The organism is Neobacillus niacini (assembly GCF_048572935.1).
Taxonomy (GTDB): domain Bacteria; phylum Bacillota; class Bacilli; order Bacillales; family Cytobacillaceae; genus Neobacillus; species Neobacillus niacini.
Genome location: NZ_CP183883.1, coordinates 5,745,670 through 5,761,171 on the forward strand (window position 1 = coordinate 5,745,670; position 15,502 = coordinate 5,761,171).

The following is a 15,502-nucleotide window of genomic DNA, read 5'->3' on the forward strand; positions in this document are numbered from 1 at the left end:
GGTGTTGACATGAATACAAATGGGATAAAGGTAAGGATGAATAATTCAACGCTGGTACAGGAACCAAATAAAGAAGTGAAAATCAGTGTTAGAGATCTTGATTTGTTCTATGGAGAAAAACAGGCACTTTACTCCATATCACTTGATATACATGAAAATGAGGTTACCGCACTAATAGGCCCTTCAGGATGTGGTAAATCCACTTTCCTGCGAACATTAAACCGCATGAATGATTTAATTGATGGCGTAAAAATTACTGGCAATATTATGATTAATCAAGAAGATATATACAAATCAACTGATGTTATAAATTTAAGAACCAAAGTAGGTATGGTGTTTCAGAAAGCAAATCTTTTTCCAATGAGTATTTATGATAATGTGGCATATGGTCCAAGAATGCAAGGCATTAAAAATAAACAAGAGCTAAATGAAATTGTTGAAAGCAGCTTACGAGGTGCAGCCATTTGGGATGAAGTGAAAGATCGTCTTAAACACTCGGCGCTTGGTCTATCTGGCGGTCAACAGCAGCGTATATGTATCGCACGTGCCATCGCGATGAAACCGGATATTATTCTAATGGATGAACCTACTTCCGCATTAGACCCTATCTCTACTTTAAAAGTGGAAGAACTGATAGAAAAAATGAAGAAGGATTATACCATTGTCATTGTTACCCATAATATGCAACAAGCAGCGAGAGTCTCAGATAAAACTGCATTTTTCCTAAGCGGGGAAGTCGTGGAATATGATGTAACCGGTAAAATCTTCTCGATGCCAAGCGATCAAAGAACGGAAGATTATATTACTGGCCGATTCGGTTGATTTTAAATCGAACAGTACCCATATTACCAATATCACAGAAGGTAAAGTCTATTTAATAAAAGGTCAGATGTATGATTTGAATTCGTAAAGTAACTAGGTGAATCAAATTTAAGACCGCATAGAGAGGCACAGGGATTTCGGTATCTTCTGTGTTTTTCTATGCGGTTTTTTTTGGGAGGTTATATTACTTTTCCAATTCAGTTAGTCTTTTCTATAATATTGTGAACGCCTTCTTTCCTACATTTGAGTACAAAAAGGACCAAAATTCCTTTATGAATTTTGGCCCCTTATTGAGGGAATTACTCTAGTGACATTTTAAATTCTAAAAAGTATTCGTTATATTTTCCCAGCAGCTCAAGACCTAGGTTTTCATATACTTCTAAGTTTTTCCGACTTTCTTCGGGTGGGTAAAAACGTTCATCGTTTACCACTTCATCATCTAATAGTTCCCACGCTGCTTTATTTGGAATCGCATATCCTACATAATCAGTATTTTGTGCAGCCACTTCTGCATCTAGCATAAAGTTTATGAATTGATGAGCGCCATCCACATTTTTTGATGTTTTAGGTATAACCATGTTATCGAACCATAAGTTTGAGCCTTCTTGTGGGACGGCGTAGTCCAACTCTTCGTTTTCGTACATCATGTCTGCTGCTTGACCAGAAAATGTTACGGCCACTGTCGCCTCATTATTAATCATTAGTGGCGTAATTTCATCACCAATAATCGCTTTGACATTTCCATTTAGCTGCTTTAATTTTTCTAAGGCTTCATGTAATTCCTTTTCGTCACGTGAATTTAACGAATAACCTAAACTGTTTAAGCCCATACCGATGACCTCACGTGCACCATCTACTAAAAATACTTTATTTTTTAGTGCTGGGTCCCATAAATCGTCCCAAGAATCAAAAGTGAGATGTTTTGGGACTTCATTAGGATTATAAACTACACCAACCGTTCCCCAAAAGTATGGAATGGAATATTTGTTTTTCGGATCGAATGGTAAATCTAGAAAGTAAGGATCAATATTTTGCAAATTGGGAAGTTTCGAATGATCAATTTCTATTAACAAATCTTCTTTAATCATGGTTTCAATCGTATATTCTGATGGGACAACGACATCATAGGATGTGCCGCCTTGTCTAATTTTCGTTAACATTGCTTCATTTGAATCATACGTTTCATAAATAACAGAAATACCTGTTTCTTTTTCAAACTGCTTGATCAGTGCCGGATCAATATATTCTCCCCAGTTGTATACGATTAAAGTGTCCTTTCCCCCAGCTGTGCTTGCTGCTTCAAGTTTTGACGCCACAAACGAAAGGATACCACATGCTATAATGATTGCTAACATTATTTGAATTAAAGATTTCATCGAGTAGAGCCCTCCGTTTTTCTCGACCTCATTGTTATGAAATAATACATAACGACAATGCCGACTGTCACGATAAACACTAGTCCCGAGATTGCATTAACGGTTAACGTAATACCTGCACGTGCCATGGAATAGATTTCAACAGACAATGTACTAAATCCGTTACCAGTAACAAAAAATGTAACAGCAAAGTCATCCAATGAATAGGTTAAGGCCATAAAGAAACCAGCTAAAATCCCAGGTTTAATATATGGAACAATAACACGTGTTAATACAGCGCGGCGGTTCGCTCCTAAATCAAGTGCTGCATCAATTAAGTTCGTATTCATTTCCAATATCTTAGGCAAGACCATTAATACGACGATGGGGATACTGAAGGCAATATGTGAAATTAATACGGAGGCAAAGCCAAGCTTAACCCCAATCATTGTGAATAATATTAAGAAGCTTGCTCCAATGACAACATCTGGGCTAACAATCAAAATATTATTTAATGATAATACAATGTTACGTATTTTGTGATTTCTTAATGAAACAATACCAACTGCTCCAAGTGTACCGATAATGGTTGCTATTAACGCAGATAGGAGTGCCACAATCACTGTATTGATTAAGATAACGAGTAACCGGTTATCATCAAACACTGCTTGATAGTGTTCTAGTGTAAAACCTTCAAATGACCCCATTGAACCGCCGCTATTAAATGAATAAAAAATCAAGTAGAAGATCGGTGCATATAAAATAATAAACACGATGGCTAAATATACTTTAGCTAGAGGTGTTAACGTTGATCTCATTTATGCTCGGCCTCCCTTTTTCTTTGTGCGTGTAAATCTCATGATTGCAAACATAATTAAGATTAAAAATACAGCAATGGTTGAACCCATTCCCCAATTTTGCGCAACTAAAAATTGCTGTTCTATCGCTGTACCAAGCGTAATTACTTTATTCCCAGCAATTAAGCGCGTAATCATGAAGAGGGAGAGAGCAGGGATGAACGTTACTTGAATCCCTGATTTTACACCTTCAATAGTTAAAGGAAAAATGACGCGTCGGAACGTCGTAAGCGGTGAAGCACCTAAATCACGTGCTGCGTAAATTAATGACGGATTCATTTTGTCTAACGCGTTGAAAATAGGGATAATCATAAACGGTATAAAAATGTACACCGCAACGAACACGAAACTAAAGTCGGTAAATAGAATTTGCGCCGGGTCAAAGCCAAACAGTTCCACTATTGCATTGACCGGTCCGTATAAACCGAAAATACCAATAAATGCATACGTTTTTAATAATAAATTAATCCATGAAGGAATAATAATGAGCATCAGCCACAAATGCTTATGCTTGGTTTTTGTTAATAGATACGCAGTAGGATAAGAGATTAATAGCGTAAAAAACGTAATGATTAATGCATACCAAAAGCTCGTTAACGTCATCGTTAAATATGCCGATGTAAAGAAGTTTTTATAGTTCACGAGCGTAAATTCTCCGTTCAAATCGAGCATCGAATAATACAAAATAAGCCCAATCGGTGCAATAACGAAGAGTGCAATCCAAAGTATATATGGGACGAATGCTGATTTTGACTTAAACTTCATTCGTATACGCCTCTATGCGTGCATCAAATTCTTCTTCAGTTTCATTTAGACGCATAATATGAATCGCCTCTGGATCGAAATCAAGACCTACTTGTGCACCTACTTCAGCCTTTTTCAGCGAGTGTACAAGCCACTCATTTCCATCTTTGTCATATGTCGACAACTCATAATGTACGCCGCGGAATAACTGCGTATCGACGGTAACACCTATTTTACCTGCTTCTTGTGATGTAATTTGAAGATCTTCTGGACGAATGACAACATCGATTTTTTCGTTGTTCTTCATTCCGCCGTCGACACAGTCAAATACTTTCCCAGCAAACTTAACTTTATAATCTTCTAGCATAACACCCTCAACGATGTTTGACTCCCCAATGAAGTCCGCAACAAACCGGTTAATTGGCTCATCGTAAATATCAACTGGCGTACCAGATTGCTGGATGATCCCTTCGTTTAAAACGAAAATCTCATCACTCATCGCCAAAGCTTCTTCTTGGTCATGCGTCACGAAAATAAATGTTTTACCAAGTCGCTGCTGCAGTTCTCGCAATTCGTATTGCATTTCTGTGCGCAGTTTTAAATCAAGTGCTGATAATGGCTCATCTAGTAGTATCACTTCAGGGTCATTAATTATAGCGCGTGCGATTGCAACCCTTTGACGCTGACCGCCTGACATTTCTGTAATTTCACGGTTTTCATAACCTGCTAAGTTTACGAACTTTAATGCCTCTGCTACACGTACTTTAATCTCAGACTCTTTAACTTTTTTAATTCGTAAACCGAATGCCACATTTTCAAATACATTTAAGTGCGGAAATAGCGCGTAGTCTTGGAATACAGTGTTTACTTGACGGTCATTTGCTGGTACGTCGTTTACACACTCTCCATTAATGTATACATTCCCTGTAGTCGGTTTTTCAAAGCCTGCAATGATACGTAAAATTGTCGTTTTACCACAACCCGAAGGACCAAGTAATGTGTAAAATTTCCCACGTTCAAGTTCAAAGCTCACGTCTTGTAAAACTTTCGTCTGACTGTCATAAAATTTTGTTACGTTATCGAATCGGATAATAATATCGTTTGCCATGAAAGCCTCCTATGAATAAGAATAAAAATTTGTAGCGGTAACATATAAATTATTTTAAAAGTAACATTGATGGAAACAGGAATAGCAAGTGCAAAACAATTAGATTATATGGAAAGGTATCGAATTGAGTGTAGTCATAGAAAGGTAAAAAAATCAATTGTTTTCCTTGTATTTACTCAAATGATGAGATGACTATGAGTGGATGCCCTGTGGAGAATTCCCCTTAATCATTTCCGCTTTTCATTTCTTTTCACAAAAAAAACCCGTTTTTTTCGGGTTCTTTTCGCAAGTTATTACTTATTTATTTCATCGAGATTGTTCGAAGCAAAGTTATCAAGTAATGTACGGACTTCATCAGTTGACTTAGTGTTCATTAATTGATTTCTTAATTCACTTGCCCCCGGGAAACCTTTAACATAAATTTTGAAGAACCGATGCAGTGCTGTGATTGAACGTGGCAATTCTTCTGAATATTTATCTTGAAGGTCTAGTTGCAATCTTAGAAGATCAAGGTACTCCTTCGTGCTGTGCTCTCTTGGCTCTTTCTCAAAAGCAAACGGATTTTTAAAAATACCACGCCCAATCATAACCCCATCAACACCGTATTGATTTGCCAACTTCAAGCCAGTTTGACGGTCAGGAATATCCCCATTGATCGTCAAAAGTGTATCTGGTGCCACCTGGTCACGAAGTTTCTTAATCTCCGGAATTAGCTCCCAATGAGCATCTACTTTGCTCATTTCATTCCTTGTACGCAGATGAATGGATAGATTGACAATGTCTTGTTTCAATATATGTGTCAGCCATTCATGCCATTCGTCTACTTCTGTGAAACCAAGCCTTGTCTTTACACTTACTGGCAATCCTCCTGCTTTGGCTGCTTGTATTAACTCTGCTGCAACATCTGGACGAAGGATTAGGCCGCTTCCCTTCCCATTCTGTGTCACATTTGGTACAGGACAGCCCATATTGATATCAATACCGCGAAAGCCAAGTTCCGCCATGCCAATACTCATTTGCCGAAAGTTTTCAGGCTTATCCCCCCATATATGGGCAACGATTGGTTGTTCATCCTCTGTAAAAGTCAAACGCCCGCGCACACTCTGCATCCCCTGTGGGTGACAGTAACTCTCACTGTTTGTAAACTCAGTAAAAAACACATCCGGTCTGCCTGCTTCACTTACAACATGGCGGAAAACAACATCCGTCACATCTTCCATTGGTGCCAGTATAAAAAAAGGTCGTGGTAAATCACGCCAAAAATTTTCTTTCATATTACTTCAAATCCTCTCATTAAGGGATCAGGAAAACCCCCTTCTCCCAAAATTAAAAAGCAGAATGTCTCTGCTTCTTCTACACTTATACCATGCTTTAGTACTTTTTATCAAACAGAGGGCATGTTATATTCATTTAACAGACTCTTAATAAGCAATTACTCCTGCTAAAATCCACGCTATAACTAGTATTCCACTGTTTCTAAACCATTACCAGAAAACTTGAAACATCACATCTCACTGTCATTTTTCACAACAGAAATGGGCCAAGGTACCTTTCTTTGTTTTGTTTATACAATAAAATTGAATGGATATTTCGAAATAGGAGTGAAAAAAAAATGAATGAGGAACTTCAGAAATTGTTCAATAATTTAATTCAAATTGAACATGTATCAACAACATTATATCTTGCAATGTCTGCTTATATGGGAAGACAGAACTTAACAGGGATGGCCCATTGGCTAAGGTTACAATCTGAAGAAGAGAGAACCCATATGCTTAGATTAATTGATTTTGTTGTAGATCGTGATGGTACTGTACAACTCAGTAACCTTCCTGCTCAACCAAGTAACTTCGGTACACCATTAGAAACCTTTCAAAAGGTATTAGCACATGAGCAATTTGTTACAAACTCTTACAGACAGGCCTTTAATTATGTCAATCAAGTAGATCCTCAAGCTGCTATTATTATACAAGACTTTTTAAGAGAACAAATAGACGAAGAAGCACAAGCTAAAACGATTATCGATCGTCTAAAATTAGCTGAAAATAACCCATCTGCTCTTTTATTATTAGATCAAGAGTTAGGCAGGAGAACTGCTACTGTCACTCCCCCAGCAGCAGGTTAATCAACGACAAATCCCCCTCAAAATCTGTTTTTTTAACTTGATTTTGAGAGGGATTAAATATTAACTAAGGTTCTAGGACAGTATTAATTTTATATAACAACTTCAGCTATATTTTAGGAGGCGATAGAGCCGCTCTTCTTTTTCTGTTTCGTTTCCCAGAACTCAGCCCCGTCGATTCCAAGTTTGGCAGGTTTAAATACTGGGTCTTTGTTTGCTTTTCTCTGTCTTGTATAGTCTTTCAAGACTTTAAGTGCCGGTTTCGTAAGCAACAGGATTACCGTAAGGTTTATCCATGCCATTGTTCCCATTCCTAGATCGCCCATTGCCCAGACAACCTCTGCTGTTCGAATACTTCCATAAAATGTAGCAACTAATAAAGTGACCTTCAGTATATGGTTCGGCCAATCGAATTTTACCTTTTTACTTCCTATCAAAAAAGCAAGATTTGTCTCTGCTTTATAGTAATAAGATAATAAAGTGGTAAAACAGAAAAAGAATAAGGATACAGCCATAAAGGCAATTCCGAATGACGGTAATGCAGATTCCACAGCAAGCTGTGTGTAAACAGAGGGTTCTACATCTCCGAGTCTTTCAGTAATAGGAGCTTTTCCTTCCGGTTTCACGTCATACATTCCTGTAATTAGGATCATAAAAGCGGTTGCCGGACAAATAATCAATGTATCGATGTAAACAGAAAATGCCTGGACTAAACCCTGTTTTGCGGGGTGTGATACTTCTGCTGCACCTGCTTCAAATGTTTCACTTCCTATGCCAGCTCCACTTGAGTAGACCCCTCTTTGTACTCCCCAAGCTACGGCCGAACCCATTAACCCTCCAAAAGTGGAGTTTAAATTAAAGGCACTAGTGAAAATAAGCGAAATGGACATCTGGCAGTACGGTGTAATTCATGCTGAGGATAATAATACAGACTAATATATAGCCAATAGCCATAAACGGAACTATGATTTCAGCCGTTTTAGCAATCCTCTTGACACCACCAAAAATAATAAAACCAAGCAGCATAGCCATTGCTATTCCAGTCACTTCAGGTGACACTCCAAAAGCATTATTCAGCGTTAACGCTACTGTATTTGCCTGAACACCTGGCCATAAAAATGCCATAACTAATAATGTTACAACGGCTGATAAGACTGCAAACCATTTTAGCTTCAATCCTTTTAAGATGTAAAAAGGGGTACCCCCTCGGTACTTCCCGTTTATTTTACTTTTGTAGACTTGAGAAAGAGTCGTTTCAATAAAAGAAGTAGCACTTCCTAAAATGGCCGCTACCCACATCCAGAAGACAGCACCAGGCCCACCAAATGCAATGGCAGTTGCGACACCCGCTACATTCCCAGTACCAATCCTGCTGCCCAATGACATTGCCAGTGACTGGAAAGAACTAACACCTGCCTTTGAACCTCCACTTTGAAATGTCAGCTTAAACATGTCTTTAATATATCTAATCTGAACAAATCGTGTGAGAATGGTGAAAAGCAATCCTAATCCTAAAAATGTATAGACCAATACTGAACTCCAAACATATCCATTCAACCAGTTTACTAAATCCCCCATAAAAACTCCCTCATATTTAAATTTTTTTAGCCATATGTACAGTAGGTTACACATTGTGTATACCCAAAAAATGTTTCGCAAAACATCAGCCTAAAAACCCGGATTCTCCCTTCGAGTTATAATAAAGTTTTCTACTGAAAATAAACCCAAGAAAGCCAAAAAGACCCAGAAATCAGAAAAGTTTAGTTTACCGAAACTTGAGTCTTGATCATAAATGTTTATTTTTATTGAGAAACGGTACGTACTTTCATGTGATTTAATGAAAAGCTCGTTACACGTATTTAAGGAAATAAAAATAAACCTTAGGTGGGCAAACCTAAGGTTTTACATAGATAAGTTGATTAGCAAAAACAAAAAGAATTGCTGCTGTCACTCGAAACTACCAATTGATTTCTACCATTCGCTTTTGCCTTGTATAAAGCCTGGTCTGTTTTTTCAATAAATTGGTCAACTTTTTCTGATTTATATTCGTTTAATCCCAAACTAATGGTGATCAGTACTTGTTGATTGTTGTAAATAAAATTTGAATCTTCCACAGCTTTACGGACATGTTCCGCAATTTCACTACCTTCTTCTAAACTCGTTTCTAGCAGCAGAATGGCAAATTCCTCGCCTCCCATTCTAATAACCACGTCGGTGTCTCTAACGTTCCTTTTAATAACGTTCGTAATATGCTTAAGTGCATAATCACCGCACACGTGACCATAAGTGTCATTAACACTTTTGAAATGGTCTATATCAAACATGACTAGAATTAAAGACTTACTCATCCTTTTACTTAAGGGGATTGCTTGTTCAATATATAAATCAAAATATCTTCGGTTGTATACTTCTGTTAATGGATCCGTAATAGACATTTCTTCTACTTTCCGTACCAATTTTTCAGTTTTTATTCGTAAGTATCCGACTGTTAAAAGAATTGACCAATTCACTATTATACCTAAAACAAGGGTTAGTAAATCTAGAGAAAACTGGGTGAAACCCTCTTGGTTTAACTCAATCGTAAGTTCAAATAGGCTATAAAAGATTGCTGTTCCAATAACGACATTCCAACTTGGATATCTAAAGATGATGATGATACTTGGAATTAGAGCTATTGACCATATAAAAGGATAGTGGTCCCCATGGTTATCTGCAATGGTATCAATAATAATGGGTAAAGCAGTCCCAACCAAAATAATAATCCAATTTAAATACCTGTATTTCATAAGTTTCTTCTCCTTTGGAATCCCATACGAACGTATCTTACTAGTAATTATAGGTCGAGACATTTGTATAGTACCAAAACTTCTCAATTTAAAATTCATAAAAACCTAAGAAAAATAGGAACAGATTCCTATTGTTATTTTTTGTCCTAAACATGTTCTTCTGACATGTAAAAAAGCCCAGTCATATTAACTTGGCATAACAGAAAGAAGGATTATTGACACAAGAATAATCCTTTTAATGATATATCGAATTCTGCAAAATCATCAATTCCTTTGTTATAGTTGGGTATCCTTCTATTTCCGGAATTGCCTTTTTTGAGGATGAACGTTTCAGACTAGCTGAGTTTGCCATCATTTCACAAGCGTAAAGCAATTGTGAAAGTACTTTATCTGAAAGAAGCGGACGGCTCTTCACTTTTGAACATTCCTCCAGGAGATAAGCTAAATGCTCCATTGAAAATACAATGGACCAATAATATTCCAAGGTTTCACGTTGTACTGGGATTTCACCCAGAGCTGTATTATACAATGTTTTTAAATTGGTTAAATTAACTTGCATCTTTCTCAATTCCTTACTTTTTCTCGCATTAAAGCCTTTTCTTTGTTCAGAGAAAAGTACCAATAATAATTGTGCCTGACTCCGGATTGTTTTTTCAATAAAATGTGGAATACGGCTTGATGCAGACTTTCTTCCAATCAACCAAACACCGATTAGACCAATCACACTCCCGATTACTACATCGATCATTCTCGCTGAAGCAAAATAAGAAAAGCTAAAGCTGCCTGTTGATGTACTTTCAGCCATCAAGAGAGCATTCGGAGTAAAAAACAGAGCTGCCAGACCATAATTTTTCACAATAAAAAGTTCTGTAATGAAGGTCAATATAAGTATAAAAAATGCAATAACATACCCGGATGGCTCCAGGGCAAGAATCAAACTGGCAATGATAATTCCAGTGACCGTACCAATCCCTCGTTGAATAGCACGATGATGTGTTGCCACAAGGGTAGCACCTGACATTACAGCTACACAGGATAAGGGAACCCAATAAGAACGAGCCAATTCTAGTTCAAAAGCAATGATTGCAGCAATGATTGTAATAAAACCAAAACGAGTAGCGGTGATAAAAATAATGGAGTTTTTATCAAAAGCCCCGCCAAATATTTCCTTTACTGATAATTTGGTTGGTTGAATGGCTTGATTAATTTTTGTAGTCGGTTCATTCATAATCGCATCTGCATCATAAATTTTCGCAAATATCCGACCTACCTCTTTATTCATTTCACTAGGCTGAAGAATCTTTCCATAAACACCCTTATTTTTCTGATCAAACGAATCGGCAAGTTCCCTTACCGACTGCCCTAACTCCTGTGGTAATTTTTCCTCCGCAACCATAAAATACTCGTTGATGTACATAAATATAGTATTTGCATGTTGATTTAATAGAAACAACCGTTTAAATAAATCCGTTTCCCGCCACGGTATATACCCTGCGGCAAGCGTTTCATCTGCCTCCCTTAATACTGACATCATATTATGTCTTAATTCATTAACATTGTTCGTACCAACAGAGTCAATAAATTTCGCTAACTCTATATAAACCCTTTTTACGACACGTTCTTCTGGCGCATGAGGGTCAAATAACCAACCACTCATGGCAATTATCCATGATAGACTCCCTCCTAGAAAAACGAGTGCAGCCCGTAAAGGAGCAAGTCCCTGGTCCACTGGCATTCCTGAAACCATCGCAAAAACTAAGACAAAAAAGATTGCAGACGGCCCTGCAATACGTAAGGATCCAAAAATAAAAATGACTGCGGCTCCAATCACCCCCATTAAAATAGCTACAGCTAGAGGGTAAGGAGCTGCAAGCGTTCCTAATACAGTGACCAAAGACATTCCAATCACAACCCAAAATAACTTTTTAGCCCGCTGTGCATAGGGAATATCAAACACATACAAAAAAGTAAAGCCACCCAATCCGGCCATTAATCCATATTCCAGATTACCGAAGAGCAATCCAATCATAACGGGTAGACTTGCAGCTAATCCAGCAGAAAAGGCTTTTACCCATGGAAAAGGCTTTCTGTTAACCTTTAAAGCCTGTTTTAAAATAGATAAGGTTGCAGAGTTTTTATTTTTTTGGCTTTCTACCAAAACTAAATCACTTCTTTCTAAAATAAACCCATAAACTGTTTATCTTCATAACCTCTATTTTCCCACCTCTCTGTATCAAAATATACTTTTTGTCGCCTAGTTTTCACCATTATTAAATGAGCAAAAATATTCCTATTGAAACGGTAAAAAGGACCAAATCATTGGCCCTTTCAATTTTTTATGATTATTTTTTCTACATGGATAATAGCATTGAAGACTATTTCAATACTAACTGTGACACGCACTCAACATGTGCCGTCTGCGGGAACATATCTACTGGCTGGATAAATTTCACTTCGTATTTTGCACTTAACATATTGATATCTTTTGCCAAAGTAGACGGGTTGCATGAGATATAAATGAGCTTTTCTGGTGCTGTTTGTAGAATCGTTTGGATTAACTGCCCGTCGAGACCGGTTCTTGGCGGATCAACCACAATGACGTTTGGCTTCCACCCTTTTTTCACCCATTTAGGAAGTACCTCTTCTGCTTTACCTGGTACATATTTGGTATTGGTAAATCCGTGACGTTTGGCATTTTTCTTTGCATCCTCTATCGATTCCGGAATGATATCCATCCCACGGACTTCAGCCGCCTGGTCTGCTAACCATAAGCCGATTGTTCCTACACCACAATAAGCATCGACTATTTTTTCTTGGCCAGTCAGTGCTGCTGCTTTTTTTACTTCATTGTAAAGCTTTATGGTCTGTACAGGATTTAACTGAAAGAAAGTCCTTGCCGACAATTCAAACTGGAGGTCTCCCAATGTTTCTTGGATAAACTCTTCTCCCGCCATTGGCAAAGTTTCTTCTCCAAAAATGAGCGAAGTTTTTTGTTCATTTATATTCTGAACAATGGATTTCACTTTAGGAAGTCGTTTTTTGATTTCCTCAATAATCTGTTCTTTCTTTGGTAACTCCCTCTGATTTGTGATGAGAACAATTTGCAACTCACCGCTTTGCACCCCCACACGGGTAACAATGGTCCGAACGATGCCCTTACGAGTTTTTTCATTGTAAATCGTGATTTTTAACTCTTCAAGAATCTTTTTCACAGCATTAACCGCTTCATTTGTTTGAGAATGCTGAACCGCACAATGTTCAATATCGATTAATTGGTGAGAGTTTAAGCCATACAATCCTGCTAAAACCTTTCCATCTCTACCTGCGAGTTGAAAACTACTTTTATTTCGATATCCCCAAGGATCTTCCATTCCAATCGTTTCTCGAATATCAAGTTTGTCTACCGCAAGACGGGTATGCCGTTCAAGCGATTGAATGACAATATCCCTCTTTTCTTTTAATTGCTGGCTATATTTTAAATGCTGCAGCTGACAGCCGCCGCATTCCTGATAAACTGGGCAAGGAGGCTGAACGCGATGTGGGGATTTAATACGAATTTTCTTTATTTTGGCCTCTGCAAATTTAGGATTAATCTTTGTTGCCTCAACCACAACCTCTTCTCCTGGAAGTGCACCTGGCACAAAAACTACCTGCTTTTTAAAATAACCGACACCTTCCCCATTAATGCCGAGTCGTTTGATTGTTAATGGAAAGGTCTGTTTTTCTTGTATTTTAATTGATTGATCTGTTTTCATTTTGTTCACTCCAAATTCCGATTCCTGTTTGATTTCACCGTATTATAGCATTATTAACAGAAAAAAGCCGAATTCTTCTCGAATCCGGCTTTTGAACGAATTATTTTCTCCAGAAACTCGGAATAATCTTTGATAAACCTTTCTTTTCTGGTTTGAATTCATCTAGACTTTTGAATTTATAGCCTTTCTTTTTCAGATCCTTAATCACTTTCTCAAGTGCATCGGCATTATCCTTGGAAACAGTGTGCAGAAGTAATACACTTCCAGGGTGGATTTGTCTCATTATGTTAAGGTAAGAGTACTCCCAGCCTCTTTGAGCATTCGTATTCCAGTCAACAAAAGCCAATGACCAGAAAACATGTGTATAACCTTCTTCCTTCGCAATCTGCATTGTTCTCTCGCTAAAAACGCCTCTTGGAGGACGTAAATACTTCATTTTCTTTTGACCCGTAATCTCTTTTGTTTTATCCTTCACTTTTTGAAGTTCCTCACGAATCCGCTCATCACTGATTTCTGTCATATTAGGATGGTGCCATGAATGATTGCCAATGAGATGACCTTCATCCACCATCCTCTTCGTCAATTCAGGCTGCGATAATAGATAATGTCCCGTTACAAAAAAAGTTGCTGGAACTTTTTCCTTTTTCAACACATCCAAGATTTGACCGGTATATCCTGCTTCATACCCATTATCAAAGGTTAGATATAGAATTTTTGAATTTGGATCTCCCTTATAAAAAGCACCATACTTCTCAAGGATTTTTTCATACTCAGCCCCTGCATCAGGCGGCTGTTCATCCACAGCTTTCTTAAAACCCCAATGGATTGGCTTATTGGGAACGTACCCATATGTAACCTGAGGCACCATTAACAGCAGCAAACTAAGGATGCAAACTAATTTCTTCATCCATGTTCCCCCTATTTTGTTTTTTATAGTATTTGTTTGTCATTGGGAAACATGATTAGTATTTTAAGGAAAAAGGGATGGTTGGTGGTAGACTGTGTCGCTTTTGTAACCTACACGGGTAAAATCAATTGTAGATAACAAATAAGAGGCGATTCTCTGAGAAGGAATGTGGAGGAATTTTCTTATTTCTGAATTAGTAAACCATGGCTTATAAATTAAGCAATAATCATCAATTGCTCTTATATGCGCATCTTTTGAAACGCAGTTACATATAGGACACATCCATTTATGTCTGTAATATTTCATCGGCGCCAATAAACATGCGGGGCATTGAACACCAGTAATAATATCCGATACAAGTATATTGAACGTTTCTAAAATGTCTATTCTCTTTGGCGTGTGTTTTTTTAATAAAAGGTCGCTTACATTGAATAAATCCTGTTCATTCATATGGAGCTTTTTGCTGTACCTTTCTAAATCCTCAATTTTTCTTAGTAAATCATGTGATTTACAAACCTTATTTTCTGCCTCTTTGTACCCTGGAGTTATAATGATTTCACTTGAAAATCTGGTGAAGACAACTAAGTTATCCATAAAAATCTTAGGTAGATTATTTTCCTCTATCCAATTTCTCAATAAGATTTTGTGTCGATTAGTCTGGGAGACAGGATTCTCATAAACCTCTCTTATATCAGTCGTTTCTTGTATCATTTGATTTTTTTCAATGGTTATTTTGCCGGAATGATTCTTCCCATCAAGATTAATAAGAATATTGGGTGATAGAAGAATGACGTCAATTTGAAAAAACACTTCACCTATAGGGAGCCGAAGATCGTGGAATATGTGGTATTTATGCTGAGGTATTTGCCCCAATTGATAATTTAATTCTTTCTCGCCATTATAGCCTGACTTTAAAATTTTTATATTCGTTTTAATCTCTGGTATTTTTTCATGATCAGGACATAATCTTCTCTCTAAAGCCTCTGCTTGAAGTAAGGGGATCGGGACGCTTAAATTTTTATCAAACAAACAAGTTCCTCCTCTTATTA

The 15,502-nt window shown here is 37.4% G+C and carries 12 protein-coding genes and 1 pseudogene; 2 read left to right on the plus strand and 11 right to left on the minus strand.

All coding sequences use genetic code 11. From position 1 onward, the window contains the following. The first annotated feature begins 36 nt into the window (after positions 1 to 36). On the plus strand, positions 37 to 822 hold the full coding sequence (gene pstB / locus ACN6MT_RS28210; protein WP_419956544.1) for a phosphate ABC transporter ATP-binding protein PstB: 786 nt from the start codon (positions 37 to 39) through the stop codon (positions 820 to 822). Between the two features lie 299 nt (positions 823 to 1,121). Here pstB and ACN6MT_RS28215 read toward each other — a convergent pair whose 3' ends face one another. From ACN6MT_RS28215 to ACN6MT_RS28235, 5 genes are all read right to left on the minus strand, one after another. Then, positions 1,122 to 2,198 carry an ABC transporter substrate-binding protein gene (locus ACN6MT_RS28215; protein WP_419954121.1) on the minus strand — a complete coding sequence of 359 codons (1,077 nt, stop codon included), beginning with the start codon at positions 2,196 to 2,198 and terminating at the stop codon, positions 1,122 to 1,124. Then, complete coding sequence (locus ACN6MT_RS28220; protein WP_419954122.1) at positions 2,195 to 2,995, minus strand: ABC transporter permease; 801 nt, start codon at positions 2,993 to 2,995, stop codon at positions 2,195 to 2,197. The genes ACN6MT_RS28215 and ACN6MT_RS28220 overlap by 4 nt, the downstream gene beginning before the upstream one ends. Further along, entirely contained in the window at positions 2,996 to 3,799 is an 804-nt protein-coding gene (locus ACN6MT_RS28225; protein WP_419954123.1) for an ABC transporter permease, read from the minus strand. Beyond that, a complete protein-coding gene (locus ACN6MT_RS28230) occupies positions 3,789 to 4,886 on the minus strand; it encodes an ABC transporter ATP-binding protein (RefSeq protein WP_419954124.1) in 1,098 nt (365 codons plus the stop codon). Before ACN6MT_RS28230 ends, ACN6MT_RS28225 begins: the two co-directional genes overlap by 11 nt. A gap of 293 nt (positions 4,887 to 5,179) precedes the next feature. Further along, positions 5,180 to 6,160 carry a tRNA dihydrouridine synthase gene (locus ACN6MT_RS28235; RefSeq protein WP_419954125.1) on the minus strand — a complete coding sequence of 327 codons (981 nt, stop codon included), beginning with the start codon at positions 6,158 to 6,160 and terminating at the stop codon, positions 5,180 to 5,182. A gap of 338 nt (positions 6,161 to 6,498) precedes the next feature. On the opposite strand from ACN6MT_RS28235, the gene ACN6MT_RS28240 reads away from it, so the two are divergent. Further along, positions 6,499 to 7,008 (plus strand): ferritin, encoded by a 510-nt coding sequence (locus tag ACN6MT_RS28240; protein WP_419954126.1) that lies wholly within the window; start codon positions 6,499 to 6,501, stop codon positions 7,006 to 7,008. A 113-nt stretch (positions 7,009 to 7,121) separates the two neighbouring features. On the opposite strand, the pseudogene ACN6MT_RS28245 reads toward ACN6MT_RS28240, so the two are convergent. From ACN6MT_RS28245 to ACN6MT_RS28270, 6 genes and pseudogenes are all read right to left on the minus strand, one after another. Then, positions 7,122 to 8,583: pseudogene (locus ACN6MT_RS28245) on the minus strand (alanine/glycine:cation symporter family protein). A gap of 341 nt (positions 8,584 to 8,924) precedes the next feature. Beyond that, positions 8,925 to 9,791 carry a GGDEF domain-containing protein gene (locus ACN6MT_RS28250; protein ID WP_419954127.1) on the minus strand — a complete coding sequence of 289 codons (867 nt, stop codon included), beginning with the start codon at positions 9,789 to 9,791 and terminating at the stop codon, positions 8,925 to 8,927. Positions 9,792 to 10,026: 235 nt separating this feature from the next. After that, entirely contained in the window at positions 10,027 to 11,949 is a 1,923-nt protein-coding gene (locus ACN6MT_RS28255) for an FUSC family protein (protein ID WP_419954128.1), read from the minus strand. Between the two features lie 217 nt (positions 11,950 to 12,166). Beyond that, positions 12,167 to 13,546: a 23S rRNA (uracil(1939)-C(5))-methyltransferase RlmD gene (gene rlmD / locus ACN6MT_RS28260; RefSeq protein ID WP_419954129.1), complete on the minus strand. Its 1,380-nt coding sequence runs from the start codon at positions 13,544 to 13,546 to the stop codon at positions 12,167 to 12,169. 100 nt (positions 13,547 to 13,646) lie between these two features. Further along, entirely contained in the window at positions 13,647 to 14,453 is an 807-nt protein-coding gene (gene pdaA, locus ACN6MT_RS28265; RefSeq protein ID WP_419954130.1) for a delta-lactam-biosynthetic de-N-acetylase, read from the minus strand. A gap of 63 nt (positions 14,454 to 14,516) precedes the next feature. Then, entirely contained in the window at positions 14,517 to 15,482 is a 966-nt protein-coding gene (locus ACN6MT_RS28270) for a nuclease-related domain-containing protein (protein WP_419954131.1), read from the minus strand. Positions 15,483 to 15,502 lie beyond the last annotated feature (20 nt).